Raw genomic sequence first — 24,068 nt, 5'->3', positions numbered from 1 at the left:
ATGAGCACCACCGGCGGCCCGCTCGCGGGCAAGACCGTGATCGATCTGACCACCGCCCTGGCCGGGCCCTACGCGACGCTGCTGCTCGCGAGCCTCGGAGCGCGGGTGATCAAGGTGGAGAACCCGACACGCGGCGGCGACTCCTCGAGGAACAACTCGCCGTACGTCACCGCGGACGGCCTGCAGATGCGCCGGTCCGGACCGGACGACATGTCGGTGTCGATGATGTCGCGGGGGCGGGGCAAGGAGAGCATCACGCTCAACCTCAAGCACCCCGAGAGTCGGAGCGTCTTCTTCGACCTCGTGCGCAACGCCGACATCGTCGTGGAGAACTACAGCGCCGGGGTGACCAGGCGACTGGGCATCGACTACGCCGCCGTCCAGCAGGTGAATCGCCGCATCGTCTACACGTCCATCAGCGGCTTCGGCGCGCAGGGCGTCTCGGGCGACGGCAAGGCGATGGACACCATCATCCAGGCGCTCAGCGGGGTCATGATGACCGCCGGCGAGCCGGGCGATGCGCCCATCCGCTTCGGCCTGCCCATCGGAGACCTCGTCGCACCGCTCTTCGCGGTGATCGGCACGCTCGCCGCCGTCATGGACGCCGAGGCCACGGGTGAGGGTCAGCACGTCGACGTGTCGATGCTGGGCAGCCTCACCTCGCTGGTCGCCTGCGAGCCGTTCGACGCGCTCGAGTCGGTGGGGTTCCCGCTGCGGACGGGATCCGTCGTGCCCCGGCTCGCACCCTTCGGCACGTTCCAGTCCGCAGACGGCTGGTTCGCGATCTGCGCCCCGACCGACCAGTTCGCCGAAGGGACCCTCGCGGCCATGGGCAGCCCCGACCTCGTCGACGATCCGCGTTTCGCCTCGCGGGATGCCCGCGTCGCCCACGCCGACGAGCTCCACGGGATGATCTCGGAGTGGGCGGCGGGGCGATCGTCGGCCGAGGTGCTCTCCGCGCTCGAGCGCAACGGGGTGCCGGCGGCCCCCGTGCGCGACACGGCGACCGCCGTCCGTGACGACATCGTGACCAGCCGTCGCGAGGTCGTCCCGCTCGTCCATCCGCGGTTCGGGCACTTCGAGGGCCTGTACGGCAGCGGACTTCCGGTGGTCTTCTCCCGCAGCTCCGCCGACCTGTCCCGCCCCGCCCCGGCGCTCGGCGAGCACACCGCCGACGTCCTCGGCGGGCTGCTGGGATACGACGACGCGCGCGTGGAGGCCCTGCGACGGGACGGAGTGCTGTGACCAGCGCTCGCCGCGTGGTGGTCGGGATCGTCGGGAACGACGTTCCGCGGCAGGTCGTGCTCGCGGCCGGTGCGCTCCCGCACCGGCTCACCGGCTCGTGGGAGGGAGCCGTCGATCCGGCAGCCGCGCAGCTGCTCGGCGCGGCGGACGCACCCGCCGCGCGCATCCTCACCGAGCTCGTCGCGGGGCGCTCCGGCTGCGACGCGCTCATCGTGTGCGCCGACAGCCAGGCGCACGTGCGGCTGTTCTACGTGGTGCGCTCGATCCTGCCGGAGCTGCCGCTGCACCTCGTGGACCTGCCGCGCGCCGGATCCGCCGCGGCCCGGCGATTCGCCCGCGTGCAGTTCGACGATCTCGCCGCATTCCTGGGCGGCCTGACCGGCCGGGCGCCCGATGCGTCGACCCTCGCCGACGCCGGGCGGGAGGAGCGGGAGCTGGGGCATGCGATCCAGCGGCTGCGCGACCGCCGCCATGCCGTCCCCTCGCGGTGCCACGGCGCCGTCGCGCTCGAAGCCCTCATCGCGTCGGCACGGCTGTCCCCGTCCGAAGCGATCGCGCGGATCGACGCGGCGCGGTCGGACGTCGTCGCTTCAGCGCTCCGCGTGCACGTCACGGGATCGAGTCATCCGGATGCCGCGCTCTACCGCGTGCTCGAGGAGCACGGGTGCGTCGTGGTGAGCGAGGACCACGACACCGGTGACGGGGCATGGCTCGGGGCGGCCGTCGACGCGGCGGATCGGGACGGGATGCTGGACGCCCTGGTGGACCTCCACTTCGACCGCGTCGGTGCGTCCCCCACTGCCTCCAGCGCGGCTCGGGCGCAACTCACCCGCGATGCCACGGTGACCGCGGAGGCACAGGCCGTCATCGCTCTCATCCGCGAACTGGACGAGGCCCCGGCGTGGGACCTCGCAGACCAGGAGCGGCTGCTCGCCGAGATCGGTGTTCCGATCCTCACCCGCATCCGCGTGCGACCGGGGGACGAGTCGGAGACCGCGCGCGAACTGGCGACGCAGGCCTCGAGTCGGGCGGTCTCGGCATGAGTGCACGGCTCCTCACCCCCGAGAGGCTCCCGAGCGCCGCGGCGGCGACCGCCTACCAGCGGGAGTGGTTCGCCGGCCTCGCCGGGAGGGTCCGCGACGGCGAGCCGCTCGCCCTGGCCAACGCCGATGCGCCACACGAGGTGCTGCGGGCGCTCGATGTGCACTACGTGGTCAACCAGTGGTGGTCGTCCATCATCTCGGCGAAGCGGGCGGGTCCGGCAAGCCTGCAGGCCATCGGCGCCGCCGGGCTTCCGGATTACAGCCGCCAATACGACGCGCTGCCGCTCGGCGCGCAGAACCTGCCGGCGCAGGACGCGCCATGGGGCGGACTGCCCGAGCCGCGGTTCGCGATCGCCGAGCGCGGCGGGGATGTCACGCACAAGATCTTCGAGCAGTGGGACCGGCGGCCGCAGACCGAGACCTTCCTGCTGTCGCGCACGGCGGCCGTCCCGGCACCCGAGGGCTGGTGGGACATCGTCGCGCACCGCTGGGAGGAGGTGTTCGGGCGGCCCCGCATCGATCTGCTCCAGGCTGAGATCGAGAACCTCATCACGTGGCTCGAGCCTCGGCTCGGGCGACGGCTGGACCGTGCACGCCTCGGCGAGGTGATGGGACTCGCCAATGAGCAGGCCGAGTGGAACCGGCGGACCCGGGACCTGCTCGCGTCGGCGCGCCCGCTCCCGGTCGCGGTGACGGACATCATCCCCAGCGTCATGGTGCCGCAGTGGCATCGGGGGACCCGGTGGGCGGTCGAGGCGGCGCGGCGACTCCACGACGACGTCGCCCAGCGCATCGACGACGGCGCCGCGGTGGCGCCTCGTGAGCGGCGCCGGCTGATGTGGATCGGGCGCGGGCTGTGGTCGGACCTCGAGATGTACCGGTCGTTCCAGGAAGAGTTCGACGCGGTCTTCGTGTGGTCGATGTATCTCGCGATCGCCGCCGACGGCTACGTGCGGTACGGAGACGACCCGGTGCGGGCCCTCGCCGCCCGCTTCGTCGGGCTGACCGATCTCCTCTACGTGCCCCCGATGTCGTCGTCCTGGTACGTGAAGGAGGCCGTGTCCCACGGGGTCGACGGGGTCGTGCACCTCGTGGCCGACGACACCCCGGGAGGAGCCCTGATCTCGGCAGCACTGGAGGAACGCGGCATCCCCGTCCTCGAGATCCGGGGGAGCAACGCCGACGACCGGTCGACCGCCGATGTGCGCGACCGCATCGCGCGGTTCCTGCGCGACCGCGTGCCGGCGAGCGCGTGAGGCGGTGATCCGCGGGGGAGTGTTCGAGCCGTTCGCGAACCGGCGCTTCTCGCTCTACTTCGGCGGGCAGGTCGTCTCGAACACCGGGACGTGGTTCCAGAATCTCGCGCTCTCGCTCGTGATCCTCGAGGCGACCGGAAGCGCCCGCGCCCTCAGCGGCGTGACCGTCGCGCAGTTCCTGCCGCTGCTGCTGCTCAGCGTGCCGGCCGGCCGGGTGGCCGATCGCGTGCGGCCCCGGACGATCCTCCTGATCACGTCGCTGCTGTCCGCGGTCATCGTCACGGGTCTCGGAGTGGCGACGCTCGCCCCGGATGCTCCTGTCGGGGTGCTCTACGCGCTGATCGCGGCGCTCGGCGCGGTGCACGCCTTCGATCGCATCGCGGCGCAGGCGATCATCTTCGAGCTGGTCGGGCCGGGCGAGCTCAGCCGAGCGGTCTCACTGAGCACCATCGCGCTCGCCTCGGCCCGGTCGATCGGCCCGGGGCTCGCGGGTGTCGTGTTCCAGGTGGCGGGGCCGACCGTGTGCATGCTCGTCAACGCCCTGTCGTTCCTGCTGGTCTTCCTCTCGATCGCCGTGATCCGCCCCGAGCAGCTGCATCGTCGTGCGAGCCGGCCCCGAGCCGCGGACCGGCGGTACCGTGTGCGCGAGGACCGGCCCCTCGTCACGCTGCTCATCGTGAATGCGGTCGTCGCGCTCCTCGCCCTCAACCTGATGCTGACGCTGACGTCCACCGTCGCCCTCACCTTCGGCGGCGATGCGACCGCCGTCGGAGTCGCGCACACGCTGAACGCCATCGGTGCGATCCTGGGCGGTGTGCTGGCCGCGTCGCGCGCGAGTGTGTCGGTGCGCTCGCTCATCGCCGCCTGCGCCGGACTTGGACTCTCCCTCCTCGCGACAGCCCTGGCGCCGGCGCTGCCGGTCTTCCTCGCGCTCGGACCGCTGCTGGGACTCGGCGTGGGGTACTACCACGGCGTCCTCAACGCCGCGGCGCAGGTGAGCGTGCCGCCCGAGCAGATCGGCCGCACGATGTCGCTGGTGACGCTCGGGAACTACGGCGTGGTGCCGTTCGGCGCCCTGCTGATGGGCTGGGTGATCGATGAGCGCGGCGGACCGGCGGCGCTCGCGATCGGCGGGACTGCCGCGCTTGCCTGCGCGGTCTTCGTGCGAGCCCGGCTCGGTCCTAGGCGCTCGTCCTGACAGCCGGTCAGGCAGGCGTCATGCCGACTCCGCTGCTCGGACGGCGACGACGGGCGACCGCCTCGGCCTCGGCGTCCTTGTCGCCGAAGTAGCCACCTGCGAGGGCGTCGGCGGCGCGGTCGAGGATCTCTGCCAGCGTCTCACCGAGATCGGGCCCGATCGCCGCCGCCAGCCGGTCCTCTCGCTCCCGCATCTCCCGCTCGCACTCGGCGAGCCGCGCCCATCCGCTCTCGCTGAGGCGCACCAGCCGGACGCGCCGGTTCGTCGGATGATCGACCTTCTCGATGAGCCCGGACGACAGGAGCTCCGCGGAGACGACATGGGCCGCTTGCGAGCTCACGAACGTGCGCCGGGCGATCTGGGCGTTGGAAAGCGGCATGCCCTCTCCGAGCACCTGCATGATCAGCAGCTGCGAGAGGGTGATGCCCTGCGCGAGCGCAGTGTTCTCCGCCGCGCGGTTCAGTGCGCGCGCCAGGCGATAGGCGGTGTAGTTGAGCCGATCGGTCGCGGCAGTCCCGCGAGGGTCTCGACTGATGTCCGGCACACGTCCAGCTTACGGATCGCTGCGCATCGAGTCGCAGCACCCGGGCGCCGCCGTTCCCGCCTGTTCGTCCGGCCCGCCGGGCCCGGCGCCGGTGTCCGCGGCTCCTCGTAGAGTGCGCGCATGGCCGAGCGCGTGGAGCTGTGGTGGGCGAGGCGCCAGTTCTCGAAGGGCCTCGACGTGCCGTACCCGGTGGGGACGTACCGCACGGAATGGGCGGCCTACCCCGCGCTGATCCGGCAGTACCACCCCGAGCTCAACGCGGGCATCACGCTGACGCAGGTCCCGCCCGCGGCCGACGTGCTGCTGCTGTGGGAGTGCGAGGCGGGGCACCGGTTCGCCGCCACGCCCGCCGAGCAGCGCGCGCGTCCCGGACGCGAGCGGCGCCGGTCGGCGTGGTGCCCGGACTGTTCCACCCTCGCCCGGCCGCCGCGCATCATCCCTGCCGCGACCCCCGCGCGGCCGCCTCGGCGCAAGCGGGAGCGGACGCTCTGCCCGAAGACGCCCGACCTGCCGGTGGGGGAGCCGTTCGCCAGCGCATGCGCCCCGAAGCCGGCGTCCGCGGTCGAGGCGCGGCTGCGCGCCGACGTCTTCTCACGACTTTCTGTCTCCCAGGGCATGAACGCCATCCGCGCCGCCCGGCCGTTCTTCGACCATCTCGAGGTGTGGCCCGACATCCTCCTGCCCGAGCTGCGCGTGGCCATCGAGTACGACACCGTGGGCAGGCACGGCCTGGAACACGTCGGCGGGCGCGAAGACGCTGATCGCCGCAAGGATCGCGTGGTCCGCGCCTCCGGCTGGGAGGTCGTGCGCATCCGCACCGGCAAGCTCGAGCCGCTCGGCCCGCACGACCTGCAGCTGGCGGCCTGGTCGCGGCGTGGACTCGATCCGCTCATCGACGCGCTGCGCGGCATCCGTGGCAGCCTCCTCGTCGACGCGTATCTCGTCTGAGAGCGAGATCACGGAGCCCGGCGCGTCACCGACTCCGCCGGAGGCACCCGGAACACCAGAAACGTCGTGACCGCGAGGATCAGGATGCCGACCGACTCCACGATCACCGTCTCGGGGACCAGCATGAAGTCCCACTCCTGGGTGATGCCGAAGAGCCCCACGGTCAGTGCGAGAACCAGCGCGAGCAGGGTGGCGATCAGGAACAGCAGGCTGAGGACGGTCGTGAGCTGCAGAAGCCGGCCGCGCAGCGCGAGCATCCCGATCGCCAGGACCAGCCCGGCGACGAAGTTGAGGATGAACAGCACGCCGAGGATGCCGCCCACCCCGTTGAGCGCGAGGTAGAGGTGGATCCCGCCGGCGGCGACGAGCGCGAGGGCGCTCAGGATGCGCATGACCCACAGCACGCGCAGACCGGTCTGGCTCATCGTCCTACCCGCTCTCTTCCGGAGGCGACGCGGTGGCGGCCCTCTCCAGGGACACGATTTCGCGGCGCGCCGGGTTCATCCGGACGAGCCAGACGACGTCGCGGCCGAACGATTCGAGCATGAGCGCCAGTGCCGTCACGACGACGAGGACGTTCGCCCCGAGAGGCAGCAGCTGCGATGCCACGGCCGCGAGGGCGATGCCGCTCGCTGCCGTCACCACCTTGCGCCAGTACCTCGGGGGCAGCGTCGCGCGCATGAAAGGCAGGGCCCAGCCCGCGGCGACGAAGCCGTACCGCAGCAGCCCGATGATGAGCACCCACCAGCCGACGAACGGTGCGACGTACACGCTCAGCACGAGCAGAAGGAACGCGTCGACCTCCATGTCGAAGCGCGCACCCAGCTCGCTCTCGCTGCCGGTGCGCCGGGCGACGTAGCCGTCCACGCCGTCCAGAACGAGAGCCACCGCCACGATCGACACGAACAGGGCAGCGGATGCCTCGCCCCAGAACGACGCGACCACCATCGCGGTCACCACTCCGACGAGCATCGACCGCGTCGCGGTGACGGCGTTTGCCGCCCCGAACCGCTCGGCTCGGCGGCGGCGCAGCGCCACGGTCAGCAGCAGCGTGGACACGACGAGGTAGCCGATGCCCGCTGCCCATGCCGGCGGCGGGAGGGGGACGACGACGCCGACCGGGACGAGCAGCACGCAGCCGCCCACGGCCCACCACCACGGCGTCCACTGAACTTTTCGCATCCGCTCCCCGTGTTCCCATCATGGCGGTCACCGGGAACACGACGAAGACACCCGCCGCGGTTCACCGGGAGGAGCGGGATGCTGCGACCGCCTGGTGGACGGTGGCTCCGGGCTCGGGGGAATTCCGGCCGGCGCCGCTGCCTCCGCGGTCGGACGGCGAGGCGTCGGTGCGAACCTTGTGGACCGGGGTCAGCCGGGGCACCGAGTCGCTCGTCGCGCGAGGACAGGTCCCGGTCACGGAGCGGGAGCGCATGCGCGCCCCGTTCCAGGAGGGCGACTTCCCGTTCCCCGTGAAGTACGGCTACCTCAACGTCGGTGTCGTGGAGGACGGACCCCCGGACGTGCGCGGGCGGACGGTGTTCGCGCTGTACCCGCATCAGTCGCGGTTCGTCGTACCCGCCGAGGCCCTGGCGGTCGTTCCGGAAGGCGTGCCGGCCCGTCGTGCGGTGCTCGCGGGTGCGGTCGAGACGGCGGTCAACGTGCTGTGGGATGCCCGGGCGCTCGTCGGTGACCGGATCGTGGTCGTCGGCGCCGGCATGATCGGCGGTGCGATCGCGCGCGTGGCGCGCGGCATCCCGGGCGCCGACGTCACCGTCGTCGATGTCGACGAGTCCAAGCGATCGGTGGCCGATGCGCTGGGGGTTCGCTTCGCGCCGGCGGAGGGGCCGATCGGCGCGGCCGACGTGGTCATCGAGTCCAGCGGCAGCGTCGAAGGGCTTCAGCTCGCCCTGCGCGCGGCACCCGCCGACGGGGAGGTGGTGGTCGCCAGCTGGTTCGGCGACCGGCCCGTGCCGCTGGAGCTGGGGGCCGACTTCCACTCGCGGCGCCTGGCGATCCGCTCCAGCCAGGTCGGGGCCGTCGCGTCGAGCAGGCGATCGCGGCGCACGACACGGGATCGCCTAGCGCTCGCCCTCCGCCTGCTGCAAGACCCTGCCTTCGACGCGCTGCTGGGTGCAAGCTCCTCGTGGAGACAGTTCCCCCAGGTCGTGGCCGCGCTCGCGGACGGCACGGCGGGAGGGCTCTGTCACACCTTTGATTGGAGTGCGGCATGAGCTTCAGCGTCACCGTCCGCGATCACCTCATGGTCGCGCACAGCCTGCGGGGCGAGGTGTTCGGCCCCGCCCAGAGCCTGCACGGGGCGACGTTCCTCGTCGACGCGACGTTCCGGGCCGCCGAGCTCGACGACGACGGCGTCGTGGTCGACATGGGGCGGGCGGCGGAGGCGGTGCGTGAGATCGTCGCATCGCTCAACTACCGCAACCTCGACGACGAGCCCGACCTGCGGGGCGTCAACACGACGACGGAGCGCCTCTGCCAGATCATCGGCGACCGCCTCGCGGGGCGGGCGCGCGACGGCGCGCTGGGCGAGACGGCGCTGACCGGCATCGCGGTGACGCTCCACGAGTCGCACGTGGCCTGGGCCTCGTACGAGGTGACGGTGTGACACGACCCGGCATCGTGTTCATCGTCCCCGCCGGGATCGATGACCCGGGCCGGGTCAGCGGCGGGAACGTCTACGACCAGCACGTGCGCGACGGCCTGCGCCGCCGCGGGTGGGCGGTGACGACGGTGGAGGCATCCGACGGTGCCGCTGTCGCGTCCGCCCTGCGGACAGCCGACGACGGTGCGCTCGTGCTGGTCGACGGTCTGGCCGCGTGCTGGGCGCCGGCGGAGGTCGAGGCGTCGTCGCCGCGGGTGCGGCTCGTGCTCCTCATGCACATGGTGGCGGCGGTGTTCCCCGACGCCGACATCGACACCGTCGCGGCGGAGCGGCGTGCGGCGCAGAGCGCTCGCCGCGTCATCGCGACCAGCCGCTGGACGGCCGACCAGCTCGTGAACCGAGGGCTCTCGACGCGTGATCGCGTCACCGTCGCGGCGCCCGGGGTCGCGGCGGCGGAGGTGAGCGTCCCCGACGGTGACGACCGGTTCCTCTGCGTGGGGGTGCTTGCGCCGCACAAGGGTCAGGACACCCTGCTGGCAGCCCTCGCCCGCCTGCGCGAAGCCGACTGGTCGTGTGCGATCGTCGGGTCCGCCGAGCCGTACCCGCGATTCGCCTCGCGGATCCAGCGGGAGGCGCAGGCGCTCGGCGGCCGCGTCACGCTCACCGGAGTGCTCACAGGCGACGAGCTCGCCGAGATGTACCGGCGCAGCGCCGTGCTCGTCGCGCCGTCGCGCGTCGAGAGCGCGGGCATGGCCGTGGGCGAGGCGCGAGGCCGCGGGCTTCCCGTCGTCGCCGCGGCGACGGGCGGCATCCCCGACACCGTCGCCGGCGGCGGCGCGGTCCTGGTCCGGCCCGGCGACGCCGTCGAGCTGGCCGCCGCCCTGCACGCGTGGATGAGCGATCCGGGCCTTCGCGCGCGGCTGCGCCGCGAGGCGCTCGCCGCGCGGGACGCGCTGCCGCGATGGGACGACACGATCGAGAGCGTCGCCGCCGCCCTGGAGTCGGCATGAGCTCCATCTCGACGGCGACGGCCGAATGGCTCGCGCTGCGCGCCCGTGCCGACGACGCCGCCCGCTCCGCCGAGCTGGCGCGCGAGCTGGCCCGGCTGACCGGACCGGGACCCGTGGACGTGCACGACCTCGGCGCGGGAACCGGCGCCATGGCGCGCTGGCTCGCGCCGCTGCTTCCCGGTCCGCAGCGCTGGACCCTGCGCGACGGTGACGCGGGGATCCTCGCGCACGCGGACCTCCGGTCGGTCGCCGACCGAGACGGGCGTCCGATCGCCGCGGAATGGGTGGTGGAGGATCTGGCGGAGCTGCCGCGCGACGCGTTCCGCGGGGCGTCGGCGGTGACGGCATCCGCTCTCCTCGACGTGATCACCGAGCACGAGGCCGCGCACATCGTGGCCGCGTGCACCGCCGCGGGCGTGCCGGCGCTGTTCAGCCTCAGCGTGACCGGGGAGGCCGCACTGCGGCCGCGCACGGGTGAGGACGCCGCGCTGGAGCGTGCGATCGGCGCGGCGTTCGACGCCCATCAGCGGCGCGACGCGGACGGGCGGCGCATGCTCGGCCCCGACGCGGTGCGCGTCGTCGCGGAGCGTTTCGCCGCGGCCGGCTGGCGCGTCAGGACGATGCCGACGCCGTGGCGACTGGGCGCTCACGACCGCGCCCTGGCCGCCGCGTGGCTCGACGGCTGGGTCGACGCGGCGATCGAGCAGCGTCCCGACCTCGCGGGCCCGGCAGGGGAGCTGCGTCGCCGGCGCCGCGCGCAGGCCGACACCGGCGATCTCCGGGTCGTCGTCGGGCACGAGGATCTGCTCGCATGGCCGGGCTGAGTGCGGCTCCCCGGGCCGGCGGAGCCGGCGTCGCGGACCGAGACCGCTTCCGTTGCCCGCGCGGGAGGGGCATCATCGGGTGCAGGAGATCCGCATGAGAGAGCGACCGTACGTCACACTCAGCTGCGCGATGTCGATCGACGGATACCTCGACAGCGCCGAGCCCCGGCGTCTCGCGATGTCGAACGCCTCCGACCTGGACCGGGTGGACGAGGTGCGCGCGCGCAGCGACGCGATCATGGTCGGGGCCTCGACGGTGCGCCGCGACGATCCGCGCCTGCTGGTGCGCGACACCGCTCGGCGCGCGCGGCGGCTGGCGCTCGGGCTGCCCGAATCGCCGACGAAGGTGACCGTCACCGCGAGCGGAGACCTCCCCGCCGATGCGGCCTTCTTCACCACCGGCGACGCGCCGCGCATCGTGTACTGCCCCGCCGAGGTCGCGGTGCCGCTCCGGGATCGGCTGGGGGAGCGGGCGACGGTCGTCGGGTCGGGCCAGGACTGCGTCACCATGACCGCCGTGCTCGACGACCTCGGCGACCGGGGGGTGCGCAGTCTCATGGTCGAGGGGGGCGGGAAGGTGCTGACGCAGTTCCTCACCGCCGATCTCGTCGACGAGTTCCACCTCGTCGTCGCCCCGTTCTTCGTGGGCGAGGATCGTGCCCCGCGTGCGGTCGGGGCCGGGCGCTTCCCGTGGACGGCCTCGCGGCGTGCGCGACTTGCCGAGACGTTCCGGATCGGCGATGTCGTGCTCCTGCGCTACGCGCTGTCGGAGCGATTCGGCGCCCTTGACGGCGACGGCCTCGGCGACGGCGCCGCATCACGCCGGAACGCGACCGAGACGGTGCCCGCCGAACGGCGCTGACGTGGGCGCGGTCAGCGGACGAGTCGTCCCTGCGCCGCGCCGGCGCCTCAGGACCGCCGCCGCGCTGACGCTCCTGATCGTCGTGCCGCTCGTGCCTGGCGTGATCTCGACCGGCTCGGCCCTCCGACTCGTGGGGATCCCCGTCGAGTCCCTCGTGATCCTGCTGCTGCTCGCCGTGGTGCCGTGGCGTCCCGGCCGCGTGGCGCTCGCCGCGGCGTTCGGGACGTTCGTGTGCGTGGCCGTCGTCCTGGCCGCTGTCGATCGCGGATACGACGTCGCGCTGGGGACGCGCTTCGTGCCGCTCGACTGGCCGCAGCTCGGCGACGCCTACGGCGTGCTGGCCGCCGCGATCGGCCCGCTGCCCGCGAGTGCGCTGGTGGGCGCGGCGCTGGCCGTGCTCGTCGCGGCGGCGTGCGCGCTGGCGTGGGCCGCACTGCGCATCGATGCCGTCGGAGCCGGCCACAGCCACCGACGCCACCGCGCCCTCGCGGCCGTCACCGGCGTCTGGATCGTGCTCGCGGCGGCTGCGATCCCGCTGGGTGCCACCGGCCCCGTCGCGGCGGCGGCATCCACCGGGTCCGTCGGCGCGGCCGTCTCGCGGACGGTCACCGCGCTGCACGACCGAGAAGCCGTCGCGCGCGCGATCGCCGACGACCGCTACGCCGATGCCGCGCCCGGCGGCCTCGTCAGGGCTCTCCGGGGCAAGGACGTCGTGATCGCGTTCATCGAGAGCTACGGGCGGGTGGCGCTGGAAGGCGGCGGCTTCTCGTCCGGAGTGAACGACACCCTGCGCCGAGGCGAGAGTGCGCTGGCCGCAGAGGGGTACGTCGCCGAGAGCGCGTGGCTGACCTCGCCGACGTCCGGGGGAGTCAGCTGGCTGGCGCACGCGACGCTGCAGAGCGGCGTGTGGATCGACTCGCAGACCGCCTACACAGAGGTGATGCGCAGCGACCGTCTCACGCTGAGCGCGGCGTTCGCCGAGGCGGGCTGGCGAACCGTCGGCGTGGTGCCGTCGAACACCCAGCCGTGGCCGGTCGGCCAGGATTTCTACCGTTTCGACGAGATCTGGGATGCCACCGATCTCGGGTACCGCGGCCCGCCCTTCGGGTATGCGCGCGTCCCGGACCAGTATGTCTGGAAGCATTTCGCCGACCACGAGCTCGCCGGTTCCGCACAGCCGGTCATGGCGGAGGTCGACCTGGTGTCGTCGCACACGCCGTGGGCGCCGCTGCCGGAGCTCGTGCCGTGGGGTCACGTCGGAGACGGGAGCGTCTACCACGCTCAGCGGTCGCGGAGCGCCTCGGCGGGCGAGGTGTGGGAGGACGCCGAGACGGTTCAGCGGCACTACGGAAGATCCATCGAGTACGCCCTCGGCTCGACGCTCGCGTTCCTCGAGAACGTGGACGACCGCGATCTGGTGCTCATCGCGCTCGGCGATCACCAGCCGGCGCCGATCGTCACCGGAGAAGGCGCCGGCCGCGACGTGCCGGTCAGCATCATCGCGAAGGATCCTGCCGTGCTGGAGGCGATCGCCGGGTGGGAGTGGACGCCGGGGCTCCGACCCGGGACGACCTCTCCGGTGTGGGGGATGGACGCCTTCCGTGATCGGCTCTTCTCCGCGTTCCGGGAATAGCAGCGTGCGTGGGGCGTTGTGGGTGATACCCCATGGGGGTATAACGGAAGCACCGGCTCGTGAGGAGAATCCCGTGAACGATCCGCACCACGACGCCGCCGCCGGCGCCGTCGCACACGACCACACCGATACGGTGCACAGCGAGTCGCCCCACGAAGGGCACGACGCGCACGCAGGGCATGGCGCACACGCCGGGCACGCCGGCCACGGCCCGCACGCCGATCACGCCGGTCATGACGCTCACGCCGGCCATGACGCACACGCAGGGCATGGCGCACAGGCCGGGCACGCCGGCCACGACGCACACGCGGGTCACGGCGGTCACGCCGGGCACGGGGCCGACCACGTGGCGCGCTTCCGCCGGCTGTTCTGGATCAACCTGGTCCTCGCCGTCCCGGTCGTCGCCTTCTCGGGCATGTTCGCCATGCTGCTCGGCTACACGCTTCCCGACGCCCCGATCGTGTCCTGGATCTCACCGGTGCTCGGCACTGTCATGTTCTTCTGGGGCGGCTGGCCCTTCCTCACGGGAGCCGTCTCGGAGCTGCGGGCCCGCAAGCCCGGGATGATGCTCCTCATCGGGCTCGCCATCACCGTCGCGTTCTTCGCGTCGTGGGGTGCGAGCCTCGGCCTTCTCCATCACGAGCTCGAGTTCTGGTGGGAGCTGGCTCTCCTCATCGTGATCATGCTGCTCGGCCACTGGATCGAGATGCGCTCGCTCGCGCAGACGACGTCGGCGCTGGACTCGCTGGCAGCCCTTCTCCCCGACGAGGCCGAGCGCGTCGAGGGGGATCGCATCGTGACGGTGCCGCCCGCCGACCTGGCCGTCGGCGACGTCGTGGTGGTCCGCCCCGGCGGGCGCGTCCCCGCCGACGGCCGCATCGTCGACGGCCGCGCCGACATGGACGAGTCGATGGTCACCGGCGAGTCGCGGGCCGTCGCGCGCTCGCGGGGCGACCAGGTCACCGCAGGGACCGTCGCGACGGATTCGGGGCTGCGCGTCGAGGTGACCGCCACCGGCGACGACACCACGCTCGCGGGCATCCAGCGTCTGGTCGCCGAGGCGCAGAACTCGACATCGCGCGCCCAGCGCCTGGCCGACCGCGCCGCGGGATGGCTGTTCTGGTTCGCGCTCGGCGCCGCTGCGGTCACGGCCGTCGTGTGGACCGCGTTCGGGATGCCGGACGAGGCGGTGGTCCGGACGATCACGGTGCTCGTCATCGCGTGCCCGCACGCGCTCGGGCTGGCGATCCCCCTCGTGGTCTCGATCGCGACCGAGCGCGCCGCCCGCGGCGGCGTCCTGGTGAAGGACCGCCTCGCGCTGGAGAGCATGCGCACGGTCGACGCGGTGCTCTTCGACAAGACAGGCACGCTCACCAAGGGCGAGCCCACGGTGGTCGACGTCGCGGCGGTCGCCGACATCGACGCCGACGCCGTGCTGGCGCTCGCCGCCTCGGCCGAGGCCGACAGCGAGCACCCCCTCGCCCGCGCCATCGTCCGGGCTGCGCACGAGCGCGGACTCGCGGTGGCCACGGCGGCCGACTTCCAGTCCTCGCCCGCGGTCGGCGTGACCGCCACCGTCGGCGGTCAGGTCGTGCGGGTCGGCGGCCCTCGCCTCCTGGAGGAGATCGGCGCGGCGGACGTGACGGCGGCGGAGGACTGGCGGGAGCAGGGTTCGACCGTGCTGCACGTGGTCCGCGACGGCGAGGTCGTCGGCGAGCTGGCGCTGGCCGACGAGATCCGGCCGGAGTCCCGCGAGGCCGTCGAGGCGCTGCACGCGCTGGGCGTCCAGGTCGTCATGATCACCGGGGATGCGGAGCCCGTCGCGCGTTCTGTGGCCGAGGCCCTCGGCATCCGTCGCGTGTTCGCGGGTGTGCGACCCGAGGACAAGTCGGCCAAGGTCGCCGAGCTGCAGTCGGAGGGGCTGAAGGTCGCGATGGTCGGCGACGGCGTGAACGACGCTCCCGCGCTCGCCCGCGCCGACGTCGGCATCGCGATCGGCGCCGGCACGGACGTCGCCATCGGGTCGGCGGGGGTCATCCTCGCCTCGAGCGATCCGCGCTCGGTGCTCTCGGTGATCGAGTTGTCGCGCGCCGGCTACCGCAAGATGTCGCAGAACCTGTGGTGGGCGGCGGGGTACAACCTCCTCTCGGTGCCGCTGGCGGCCGGCGTGCTCGCCCCCGTCGGCTTCGTGCTGCCGATGTCGGTCGGCGCCCTCCTGATGTCGCTGTCGACGGTCGTAGTGGCCCTCAACGCCCAGCTGCTGCGCCGCCTCGACCTGAGCCCCGAGCACAGCGCCCGCGCCGTCCTCGAACGCTGACGATGCGCGGGGCGGTGCGGGTGCATTCACCCCCACCGCCTTGGGCGGCGGCGCTATTGTTTGGGCATGGCAACGCCTCCACCGGGTTGGTACGACGACGGCCACGGCGCGGTCCGCTGGTGGGATGGAAGGCAGTGGACCGAGCACGTCGCCTCGCCCGCGTCCGCGGCGGACGACACCTCCGAGCCGCCGGCTCCCCATGCCCCCGAGCGGAGCGACCGCGACGCCGTACCGCCGGTGCCCCCGCCGGCGGGCGAGGGCGCGGGTGCGCTGACGGGCGTCGGAGGATTCACGCCGCCTCGTGCGACCGAGTGGTCCGCCCCATCCGGCGCGGTCGGCGGCGCGCCGGATGGGTACGGCTACAGCCCCGCGGCGCCAGCAGCCGACAGCAGTCCCGTGCCATCGCCCGTCGTGACGTACCCGGGCGACGCCACATCGGCGGGTGCGTCCTCCGCGCCGCAGAAGTCCAAGGGATGGTTGGTCTGGCTCCTCGTCGGCGTCGGGCTGGTCGCCGTCCTCGCCGCAGTGGTGGCGTTGGCCGTCATGCTCATCACCGGCGGTTTCGGCGGACCCGCGACAAGCCCCGCTTCCGACCCTGCTCCGCGACCGCAGCCGCAGGCGACTGCGAGCGTCGATCCGGAGGTGGTCGAGACGGAGGAAGCGGCGCCCACCGTCCCCGCCGATGCGGCCGCGGCCGCGACCGCGGCCGTGGAGACCTACAATCAGGCCTGGCTCGACTCGGACTGCGAGGCCTATATAGCGTCCACGACCGAGCGATTCCGCACCGTGACGGAGCTGCCCGACTGCGAGTCGTTCTATCCCGAGTCCCGCAACTTCGCCGCCCAGGTCTCCGACTTTCAGATGACGGTGCGTGAAGTGCAGACCATCGGCGACGCCATCGCGGTGTCGACGACGGAGTCCTTCATCAGTCCTTACGACGATGAGGGCAATCCGACCGCTGAGCCTCAGCTCTACGAGGACCCCTGGGAGTACTTCGTCGTGTACGAAGGAGATGCCTGGAAGGTGAACGACCTGTACCCGGACTGACCGTCCGGATCCGATCTGCCGGGACTGCCGCCGCCCGGCGTGCAGCGGAGCGCGTAACCTCTCCGCCTCTGCTTCACGGGCGCCCGCCGCCCGCGGGGATAGGGTTTGTCCATGACGACGACTCCTCCCGGTTGGTACGACGACGGCCACGGCGCGCTGCGGTGGTGGGACGGCAGTCAGTGGACGGAGCACGTCGCTCAGCCCGATCCGGAGGCGTCGGAGGCCCCGACCGAGGCCGAGATCGTGGCCGCGCAGCTGGGCTTCGGCGGCGGCGAGCCCGCTGCGACCGCGGGGACCGCCGGCCCTGACGCGCCCGCTCAGCCCGTCACCGCCGCACCCGCCGCGACCGCGGCCGGCCCGGGGGCGGCATCCGTCGCGTCTCCGGGGTATGCCGCCGGCGCGCCTGCCCAGGCGGTCGTGCCCGGTACGGCGACGCCGCCCTACGCGGGGCAGCCCCAGCCGCCGTACCCCGGCGGTGCACCCGCGGGCGGCGCCTTCACCGCCGCCACCGAACCTCGCAGGTCCAAGCTCTGGATCGTGTGGGTGGTGCTCGGCGTCGTGCTTCTCGGCGTCGTCATCGCGGCGGCCGTGCTGATCCCGCTGCTGATCCTCTCGGCGTCGACGTCCGGCGGCTCCGCGCAGAGCGATGACGAGCGCTCGGCCGTCGCCGCCGTGGAGCTGTTCGACGAGGCCTATCAGCAGGGCGACTGCGACGCCCTCGCCGAGGCGACGACGGAGGAGTTCCGGGCGGCGAACGGCTTCGACGACTGCGCCGCCTTCCAGGAGCAGGCCGCCGCCTTCAACGCGGCCCTCCAGGAGTACGAGATCGAGGTGACGGACGTCGAGACCGTCGCGGACGTGATCGTCGTGACGACGACGGAGAGCTACTCCGAGATCGGCGAGGACGCCGAGCCCACCCCGGGCTCTGCGGTGTACGAGTACACGGTGGTCGATTCCGGCGGCGCCTGGCTCGTCGACGACGTCGCCGGCGGATGAGCGCGGCGCAGGCGATCCGTCCTCCGCGCGACGCGCGCTTCTACCTCACCTGCGTGGGGATCGGCCTGCTGGCGGGCCTGCTGTCGGGCCTCTTCGGCGTCGGCGGCGGAACCGTCATCGTGCCGTTCCTCGTGATGCTGCTGCGCTTCGACCAGCGCCTCGCCGCGGGGACGTCTCTGGCGGCGATCGTCCCGACCGCCACCGTGGGCGTCATCTCCTACGCCGTTCACGGCTCCGTCGCCTGGATCGCCGCGCTGCTGCTCGCCGCCGGCGCGGTGGTCGGCGCCCAGATCGGCACGTGGCTCCTGCCCAGGCTCTCGCTCACGGTGCTGCGGTCGGCGTTCGTCGGGTTCCTGGTCGCGGTGATCGTGAGCCTCTTCGTCGTGATCCCGTCGCGCGACGCCGAGCTCGTCCTCACGTGGCTGAGCGGCGCCGCGCTGGTCGTGCTGGGAGTCGTCACCGGCATCCTCTCGGGTCTCATCGGCGTCGGCGGCGGCATCATCGTCGTTCCGGCGCTCATGGTGCTGTTCGGAACGAGCGATCTGGTCGCCAAGGGCACCTCGCTGCTCATGATGATCCCGACCGCGCTGTCGGGCACCGTCGGCAACATCCGCCGCCGCAACGTCGACCTGGTGGCGGCGGCGATCGTGGGCATCGCAGCCTGCACGACGACGGCTCTCGGCGCGTGGGCGGCGGTGCTGATCGACCCTGTCGTGGCGAACGCCCTCTTCGCGGCGTATCTCGTCGTGATCGCCGTGCAGATGGCGATCCGTGCCTGGAAGGGCCGCTCCCGTCCGGCCGGGGGGTCCGAAGCCGCTCGGTAGGATGGCCTGGTGCCAGTGAACCCCGAGCTCGTCGAGCGTGACTTCCCGCCGACGGCCCCCTACCTCGTGGGTCGCGAGAAGGTGCGCGAGTTCGCGCGCGCCGTCTTCGCCGACGACCCGCAGCACATCGACCCGTCGGCCGCGCAGGCGCTGGGCTACAAGGACGTCGTCGCCCCTCCCACGTTCGCCATCGTCGTCACCGACGCCACGCTCCAGCAGCTGCTGGGCGAGCCCGACTCCGGCATCGTCCTCAAGAACGTGCTGCATGCCGAGCAGAAGTTCCGCTACTCCAGGCCGATCGTGGCGGGCGATGCGCTGACGGCGAAGCTCTCGGTCACCGGCATCCGCGCGATGGGCGCCGCGTCGATGGTCACGAGCGAGTCCGAGATCACGGATGCCGCGGGGGACCACGTCGTGACGGCGACCTCCGTGCTGCTCGTGGGGGAGGGCGACCAGTGAGCGCTGCATCGACGGGCCCGGCGATGGATGCGCTCGCCGTGGGCGACGTCGTCGCCGAGCGCACGGTCCACCTGACCCGCGAATCCCTCGTGCGCTACGCCGGCGCCTCCGGGGACTTCAACCCGATCCACTACCGCGACGATGTCGCCGCCGCTGTCGGACTGCCGGGAGTCCTGGCGCACGGCATGCTCACGATGGGCCTGGCCGTCGGCACCGTCGAGTCGTGGATAGGCGACACCGGTCGCATCCTCGAGTACGGCGTGCGGTTCACCAAGCCCGTCGTGGTCGACCCCGAGTCCGGCGCCGGCGTCACCGTGGTCGCGAAGATCGGCGCGGTCGACGAGGAGTCCGCCCGCATCGATCTCACCGTGTCGCACGAGGGCACCACCGTGCTGGTCAAGGCGCAGGTGCGCGTGCGGACCGCCTGACGCATGCCCGAGGTCATCCCCGTGCCGCTGTCGCGGCTCACGACACTCCGCACCGGCGGTCTGCCCGCCCGCATGATCGAGGCGACGACTCGTGACGAGCTCGTCGACGCCCTCCGCGACGTGTGGGCGTCCGGCGACGAATGGCTCGTGCTCGGCGGCGGATCGAACCTGTTCGTCGGCGACGAGCCGTTCGACGGCACCGTCGTGCGCGTGCTCACGAAGGGCATCGAGCGGATGCCGTCGCCTCTGCCGGGCCGGGTGCGCCTGAGGGTGCAGGCAGGACACGACTGGGACGACCTCGTCGCGTACGCCGTGGACGCCGGCCTCGGCGGTCTGGAGGCGATGTCGGGGATCCCCGGCACCGTCGGCGCGGCGCCGGTGCAGAACATCGGCGCCTACGGGCAGGAGATCGTCCAGACGCTCAGCGAGGTCGAACTGCTCGACGAGTCGACCGGCGAGGTCTCCACGGTGCCGGCCGCCGAGCTCGGCCTCGGGTTCCGGACGTCGGTGCTCAAGCACCACTACGGCTCGGTGCCCGAGCGTCGTGCCGTGATCCTGTCGGTCACGCTCGACCTGCCCGAGATCGGCCCCGACGCCCGTCGCATCGCCGGCGACCAGCTGCGCACGGCGCTGCGTGTCGGCCCCGACGACGAGGTGACGCTCGCGTGGGTGCGCGACCGGATCCTCGAGACCCGTCGCAGCAAGGGCATGGTGCTCGACGCCGACGACCCCGACACGTACAGCGCCGGCTCGTTCTTCCAGAACGCCGTGGTGTCGGCGTCGTTCGCCCGGACGCTTCCCGACGCGTGCCCGCGCTGGCCCGTGCACCCAGACCTCGATCCGGTCCTGGTCATCCCGCTCGCGACCTTCGACGGCCACGTGCCCGCGCCCACCACCGTCGAGTCCGACGTGAAGGTGAGCGCCGGATGGCTCATCGAGCAGGCCGGCGTCCGCAAGGGCTTCAAGCTGCCCCGCTCGCGCGCGGGACTGTCGACCAAGCACGCCCTCGCGCTGACCAACCGCGGCAGCGCGACCGCCGCCGAGCTGGCCGAGCTCGCCCGCTTCATCCAGGGCCGCGTGCAGTCCGAGTTCGGGCTCCTCCTCCAGCCCGAGCCCGTGCTGGTCAACGTCGAGCTCTGACACCCCCCATCCCGGGTTTGGGGCGCGCGGCACCCGTTCGGGGCGCGCGCGACGCGCCCCGAACGAGCGGGACGCGCCCGAACGAGCTGTGTCGCTAGGACGCGAAGAGGCGCTGCAGGCGCTGGATGCCCTCCAGCAGGGCCTCGTCGCCGAGGGCGTACGAGAGGCGCAGGTAGCCGGACGGGCCGAAGGCCTCGCCGGGGACGACCGCGACCTCGGCCTCTTCGAGGATGAGGTCGGCGAGCTCGAGCGACGTCGTCGGGGTCTTGCCCGCCCACTCGCGGCCGAGGAGGCCGCGGACGTCGGGGTAGGCGTAGAACGCGCCCAGCGGGTTGGGCACGGTCACGCCGTCGATCTTCGACAGCTCCGACACGATGGTGCGGCGGCGGCGGTCGAAGGCCAGGCGCATCTGCTCGACCTCTCCCTGCGGGCCGGTGAGGGCCGCCAGCGCCGCGCGCTGCGCGATGTTGTTGACGTTCGAGCACAGGTGCGACTGCAGGTTGCCGGCGATCTTGATGGCGTCCGCGGGTCCGACCATCCAGCCCAGGCGCCAGCCGGTCATGGCGTAGGTCTTGGCCACGCCGTTGACGAGGATCGTCTGGGCCGCGGCATCCGGAACCGCCTCGACGATCGAGATCGCACGGGTGCCCTCGTAGACGAGGTTCTGGTAGATCTCGTCGGAGATGATCCAGATGCCGTGCTCGACCGCCCATTCGCCGATCGCGGTGGTCTCCTCGGCGGTGTACACCGCGCCGGTGGGGTTGGAGGGAGAGACGAAGACGAGGGCCGTCGTGCGCTCGGTGCGTGCCGCCTCGAGCTGCTCGACGGTGACCTTGTACTCCTGATCGGCCCCGGCGAAGACCTCGACCGGGACGCCGTCGGCCAGGGCGATCGCCTCGGGGTAGGTGGTCCAGTACGGGGCGGGGAGCAGGACCTCGTCGCCCGGGTTGAGGACCGTCTGGAACGCCTGGTACACGGCCTGCTTGCCGCCGTTGGTGACGATGATCCGCGACGGGTCGACGTCCAGGCCCGAGTCGTGCAGCGTCTTGGCGGCGATGGCCTCGCGCAGCACCGGCAGGCCGGCCGCCGGTGTGTAGCGGAAGTTGGCGGGATCGCGCAGCGCCTCGGCGGCGGCATCCACGATGTATCCGGGCGTCGCGAAGTCGGGCTCGCCCGCCGCGTACGAGATGACGGGGCGGCCGGCGGCCTGCAGCGCCTTGGCCTTGGCGTCGACCTTGAGGGTCGCGGACTCGGCGATGGCGGAGAGCTTGCGGGAGAGCGGTGCGCGTTCGGTCACGCTTCGAGCGTAGTCCGAGCGGCGCGGCGGTTCAGCCGCTGCTTCCGCACGGGCGGCCTGCGACCGGTGGGGGAGCGGCGCCGGCGACGGCGGGTCTCGCCGCCCGCCGCCCGGCGAGCCCTTTCCGCGGCTCCCCCGGCCGGGATAGCCTGTGCCTCGTGGACGCGTGGATCTGGGGTGCGGTCGTGCTCGCCATCGTGCTCGTGATCGCCGGGGGGATCGCCTGGTGGCTCGCGCGCGGCTGCGTCCTCACCATGATCGGCGCGACCGGCGCCATCGTCGGCGGCGTCATGTCGCTCGTCGCGCTGGCGGTGCTGCTCGACCTCGACACCGGCCTGCGGGTCTCAGCGATCGGCACGGTGGCGTCGGGCGTCTGGCTGCTCGCGTGGGCGCTGGCCGGCGGCATCCGCGGTCAGCGCATGCTTCGCGCCGAAGAGCGAGCGGATGCCGCCGCCGACGCCCTCGTGGCGCCCACCGCGCCCGCACGCCCGCGCAGCATCTGACGCGGCGACTGCCCGTTCGCGCGCCGGTTCGCGGCCCGCTTCGCTTCGCTCCGCACCCCGACCCGGTGGACGCGGGCATCCACCGAATGGGGGATGCCTCCTCCTGCGGATGACGGCTGGGCGAGGCGGCTCGGCGCCGCGAGGCTGAAGGCATGAGAACTCCAGCGGTGCAGGTGCGGAACCTGCAGAAGACGTATGACGGCCGCGCGGTCGTCGACGACGTGAGCTTCGACATCGAGCAGGGCGAGACCTTCGCCCTGCTCGGCCCGAACGGCGCCGGCAAGTCGACGACGGTCGAGATCCTCGAAGGGTACCGCCGGCGCAGCGGCGGCACGGTGAGCGTGCTCGGCGTCGATCCCGAGCACGGCGGACTCGAGTGGAAGGCGCGTCTGGGGATCGTGCTGCAGGTGTGCGGCCAGAGCGGTCTGCTCACCGTCCGCGAGCAGCTGCGGCAGTTCGCGGGCTTCTACCCCGACGCGCGAGACGTCGACGAGGTCATCTCCGCCGTCGGCCTCACGGCCCAGGCGAAGATGCGGACCTCGAAGCTGTCGGGTGGCCAGCAGCGCCGGGTCGACGTCGCGATGGGGATCATCGGCCGGCCCGAGCTGCTCTTCCTCGACGAGCCGACGACCGGCTTCGATCCGGAGGCCCGCCGAGAGTTCTGGGAGCTGATTCGCGGGCTCAAGGCGGACGGCACCACGATCCTGCTCACGACCCACTACCTCGATGAGGCGGCTCAGCTCGCCGATCGGGTGGCCGTCATCGCGGACGGCCGGCTGCAGGCGGTGGGGCCGGTCGACACGTTCGGCGGACCGCAGGCCCGCGTGCCGCTCGTCCGGTGGCACGAGCAGGGCGTCCGGCGGGAGCAGCGCGCGACCGCGCCGCTGCGCTTCGTCGGGGAGCTCACCGAGAGGCTGGGGCACGAGCCGGAGCAGCTCGAGATCGTCCGCCCGAGCCTCGAGGACATCTATCTGGAACTGGTCGCGAGCGCATCCGGCGTCGCGGCGGCGGACATGAAGGAGACGGTGCGATGAGCACGACGGCGATACGGGTGCCGGGGATCGTCCCGACCGGCCTGTGGCGGGCGCAGTTCGAGCTGAGGCAGTACTTCCGCTCCGGCGACACGCTCTTCTTCACGTTCCTGTTCCCGGTCTTCATGCTGGGACTCTTCAGCGTCGCCTTCGGCGGGGACGGCGACGTGCAGATCGCGCCGGGCGTGCCGGCGCTGCCGATGGCGCAGCTGTACCTGCCCGGCATGATGGCGGCAGGGCTTCTGCTGTCGGGGTTCCAGAACCTCGCGATCGACATCGCCCTGGAGCGCTCGGACGGCACGCTCAAGCGGCTGGGAGGGTCCCCCCTCTCCCCGGTGAGCTACTTCCTGGGCAAGATCGCGCAGGTCCTGGTCACCGGCGTCCTGCAGACGGTGCTGCTGCTCGCGGTCGCCGGCATCCTGCTGGGCGTGCCGCTGCCCACCGAGCCGGCGCAGTGGCTCACGTTCGCATGGGTGTTCGTGCTCGGCATCGCCACGTCGGCTCTCCTCGGCATCGCGCTGTCGAGCGTGCCTCGCACGGCCAAGAGCGCGACCGCGGTCGTGATCCCGGTCGGACTCGTCCTGCAGTTCATCTCCGGCGTGTACCTCATGTTCTGGCAGCTGCCGGAGTGGCTGCAGAACATCGCGTCGCTCTTCCCGCTGAAATGGATGGCGCAGGGCATGCGGGCGGTCTTCCTCCCCGATGCCTTCGCGGCGCTCGAGCAGGGCGGCGAGTGGAATCTGGGCGGCGTCGCCGCGGCGCTGGGGATCTGGCTCGTGGTGGGGCTCGTGCTCTCCCTCGTCACCTTCCGGTGGATCCGCCGCAACGCGTAGCCTCACT

25 protein-coding genes are annotated in these 24,068 nt (G+C 72.6%); 21 read left to right on the top strand and 4 right to left on the bottom strand.

What is annotated here, in order from left to right; translation table 11 throughout:
• Genes ACFRAL_RS12795 through ACFRAL_RS12780 form a run of 4 tightly spaced genes read left to right on the top strand, consistent with a single transcriptional unit; the run spans position 1 to position 4,742 of the window.
• Complete coding sequence (locus ACFRAL_RS12795) at positions 1-1,245, top strand: CoA transferase (protein ID WP_336394825.1); 1,245 nt, start codon at positions 1-3, stop codon at positions 1,243-1,245.
• On the top strand, positions 1,242-2,288 hold the full coding sequence (locus tag ACFRAL_RS12790) for a 2-hydroxyacyl-CoA dehydratase (protein WP_378883449.1): 1,047 nt from the start codon (positions 1,242-1,244) through the stop codon (positions 2,286-2,288). Before ACFRAL_RS12795 ends, ACFRAL_RS12790 begins: the two co-directional genes overlap by 4 nt.
• Positions 2,285-3,544, top strand: coding sequence for a 2-hydroxyacyl-CoA dehydratase (locus ACFRAL_RS12785; protein WP_378883447.1), 1,260 nt, complete (start codon positions 2,285-2,287; stop codon positions 3,542-3,544). Before ACFRAL_RS12790 ends, ACFRAL_RS12785 begins: the two co-directional genes overlap by 4 nt.
• Positions 3,545-3,548: 4 nt before the next feature.
• On the top strand, positions 3,549-4,742 hold the full coding sequence (locus tag ACFRAL_RS12780) for an MFS transporter (RefSeq protein WP_378883444.1): 1,194 nt from the start codon (positions 3,549-3,551) through the stop codon (positions 4,740-4,742).
• 7 nt (positions 4,743-4,749) lie between these two features.
• Here the strand turns inward: ACFRAL_RS12780 and ACFRAL_RS12775 are convergent, their stop codons facing one another.
• The gene (locus ACFRAL_RS12775) at positions 4,750-5,286 is read right to left on the bottom strand and encodes a MarR family transcriptional regulator (RefSeq protein WP_336394829.1); all 537 of its coding nucleotides are present in this window, start codon (positions 5,284-5,286) and stop codon (positions 4,750-4,752) included.
• A 120-nt stretch (positions 5,287-5,406) separates the two neighbouring features.
• On the opposite strand from ACFRAL_RS12775, the gene ACFRAL_RS12770 reads away from it, so the two are divergent.
• Positions 5,407-6,234 (top strand): zinc-ribbon domain-containing protein, encoded by an 828-nt coding sequence (locus ACFRAL_RS12770; protein ID WP_378883441.1) that lies wholly within the window; start codon positions 5,407-5,409, stop codon positions 6,232-6,234.
• An 8-nt stretch (positions 6,235-6,242) separates the two neighbouring features.
• Here ACFRAL_RS12770 and ACFRAL_RS12765 read toward each other — a convergent pair whose 3' ends face one another.
• Positions 6,243-6,659, bottom strand: a complete 417-nt coding sequence (locus ACFRAL_RS12765) for a hypothetical protein (protein WP_378883438.1) — start codon at positions 6,657-6,659, stop codon at positions 6,243-6,245.
• 4 nt (positions 6,660-6,663) lie between these two features.
• Complete coding sequence (locus tag ACFRAL_RS12760) at positions 6,664-7,416, bottom strand: CDP-alcohol phosphatidyltransferase family protein (RefSeq protein ID WP_336394832.1); 753 nt, start codon at positions 7,414-7,416, stop codon at positions 6,664-6,666.
• Positions 7,417-7,583: 167 nt separating this feature from the next.
• Between ACFRAL_RS12760 and ACFRAL_RS12755 the strand changes: the two genes are divergently transcribed.
• From ACFRAL_RS12755 to ACFRAL_RS12695, 13 genes are all read left to right on the top strand, one after another.
• The gene (locus ACFRAL_RS12755) at positions 7,584-8,468 is read left to right on the top strand and encodes a zinc-binding alcohol dehydrogenase (protein ID WP_378883435.1); all 885 of its coding nucleotides are present in this window, start codon (positions 7,584-7,586) and stop codon (positions 8,466-8,468) included.
• Entirely contained in the window at positions 8,465-8,860 is a 396-nt protein-coding gene (locus tag ACFRAL_RS12750) for a 6-carboxytetrahydropterin synthase (RefSeq protein WP_336394834.1), read from the top strand. The genes ACFRAL_RS12755 and ACFRAL_RS12750 overlap by 4 nt, the downstream gene beginning before the upstream one ends.
• A complete protein-coding gene (locus ACFRAL_RS12745; protein ID WP_378883432.1) occupies positions 8,857-9,867 on the top strand; it encodes a glycosyltransferase family 4 protein in 1,011 nt (336 codons plus the stop codon). Before ACFRAL_RS12750 ends, ACFRAL_RS12745 begins: the two co-directional genes overlap by 4 nt.
• On the top strand, positions 9,864-10,691 hold the full coding sequence (locus ACFRAL_RS12740; RefSeq protein WP_378883429.1) for an SAM-dependent methyltransferase: 828 nt from the start codon (positions 9,864-9,866) through the stop codon (positions 10,689-10,691). Before ACFRAL_RS12745 ends, ACFRAL_RS12740 begins: the two co-directional genes overlap by 4 nt.
• A gap of 94 nt (positions 10,692-10,785) precedes the next feature.
• Positions 10,786-11,553 (top strand): RibD family protein, encoded by a 768-nt coding sequence (locus ACFRAL_RS12735; protein WP_378883426.1) that lies wholly within the window; start codon positions 10,786-10,788, stop codon positions 11,551-11,553.
• 1 nt (position 11,554) lies between these two features.
• Entirely contained in the window at positions 11,555-13,186 is a 1,632-nt protein-coding gene (locus tag ACFRAL_RS12730; RefSeq protein ID WP_378883423.1) for a CDP-alcohol phosphatidyltransferase, read from the top strand.
• Between the two features lie 73 nt (positions 13,187-13,259).
• Positions 13,260-15,503 carry a heavy metal translocating P-type ATPase gene (locus ACFRAL_RS12725; RefSeq protein WP_378883421.1) on the top strand — a complete coding sequence of 748 codons (2,244 nt, stop codon included), beginning with the start codon at positions 13,260-13,262 and terminating at the stop codon, positions 15,501-15,503.
• Positions 15,504-15,569: 66 nt separating this feature from the next.
• Positions 15,570-16,550: a DUF2510 domain-containing protein gene (locus ACFRAL_RS12720; RefSeq protein WP_378883418.1), complete on the top strand. Its 981-nt coding sequence runs from the start codon at positions 15,570-15,572 to the stop codon at positions 16,548-16,550.
• A gap of 111 nt (positions 16,551-16,661) precedes the next feature.
• Positions 16,662-17,546 carry a DUF2510 domain-containing protein gene (locus tag ACFRAL_RS12715; RefSeq protein ID WP_378883415.1) on the top strand — a complete coding sequence of 295 codons (885 nt, stop codon included), beginning with the start codon at positions 16,662-16,664 and terminating at the stop codon, positions 17,544-17,546.
• A complete protein-coding gene (locus ACFRAL_RS12710) occupies positions 17,543-18,370 on the top strand; it encodes a sulfite exporter TauE/SafE family protein (RefSeq protein ID WP_378883412.1) in 828 nt (275 codons plus the stop codon). Before ACFRAL_RS12715 ends, ACFRAL_RS12710 begins: the two co-directional genes overlap by 4 nt.
• A 9-nt stretch (positions 18,371-18,379) precedes the next feature.
• Positions 18,380-18,829 (top strand): MaoC family dehydratase N-terminal domain-containing protein, encoded by a 450-nt coding sequence (locus tag ACFRAL_RS12705; RefSeq protein ID WP_336394842.1) that lies wholly within the window; start codon positions 18,380-18,382, stop codon positions 18,827-18,829.
• A gap of 23 nt (positions 18,830-18,852) precedes the next feature.
• Positions 18,853-19,257: a MaoC/PaaZ C-terminal domain-containing protein gene (locus ACFRAL_RS12700; protein ID WP_378883838.1), complete on the top strand. Its 405-nt coding sequence runs from the start codon at positions 18,853-18,855 to the stop codon at positions 19,255-19,257.
• Positions 19,258-19,260: 3 nt separating this feature from the next.
• Positions 19,261-20,397: a UDP-N-acetylmuramate dehydrogenase gene (locus ACFRAL_RS12695; protein WP_378883409.1), complete on the top strand. Its 1,137-nt coding sequence runs from the start codon at positions 19,261-19,263 to the stop codon at positions 20,395-20,397.
• Positions 20,398-20,491: 94 nt separating this feature from the next.
• On the opposite strand, the gene ACFRAL_RS12690 is transcribed toward ACFRAL_RS12695, so the two are convergent.
• Positions 20,492-21,694 (bottom strand): pyridoxal phosphate-dependent aminotransferase, encoded by a 1,203-nt coding sequence (locus tag ACFRAL_RS12690; RefSeq protein WP_336394844.1) that lies wholly within the window; start codon positions 21,692-21,694, stop codon positions 20,492-20,494.
• Between the two features lie 158 nt (positions 21,695-21,852).
• Between ACFRAL_RS12690 and ACFRAL_RS12685 the strand changes: the two genes are divergently transcribed.
• The 3 genes from ACFRAL_RS12685 (at position 21,853) to ACFRAL_RS12675 (ending at position 24,061) form a co-directional block, all read left to right on the top strand.
• Positions 21,853-22,197, top strand: coding sequence for a hypothetical protein (locus ACFRAL_RS12685; protein WP_336394845.1), 345 nt, complete (start codon positions 21,853-21,855; stop codon positions 22,195-22,197).
• A gap of 152 nt (positions 22,198-22,349) precedes the next feature.
• A complete protein-coding gene (locus ACFRAL_RS12680; protein ID WP_336394846.1) occupies positions 22,350-23,231 on the top strand; it encodes an ABC transporter ATP-binding protein in 882 nt (293 codons plus the stop codon).
• The gene (locus tag ACFRAL_RS12675) at positions 23,228-24,061 is read left to right on the top strand and encodes an ABC transporter permease (protein ID WP_336394847.1); all 834 of its coding nucleotides are present in this window, start codon (positions 23,228-23,230) and stop codon (positions 24,059-24,061) included. The genes ACFRAL_RS12680 and ACFRAL_RS12675 overlap by 4 nt, the downstream gene beginning before the upstream one ends.
• The last annotated feature ends 7 nt before the right edge of the window (positions 24,062-24,068 follow it).

It is taken from the genome of Microbacterium sp. NPDC056736, from assembly GCF_042790415.1.
Lineage (GTDB): Bacteria > Actinomycetota > Actinomycetes > Actinomycetales > Microbacteriaceae > Microbacterium.
Note: the sequence above shows the minus strand (reverse complement) of the source record. Positions and strands in the feature narration are given on the sequence as shown.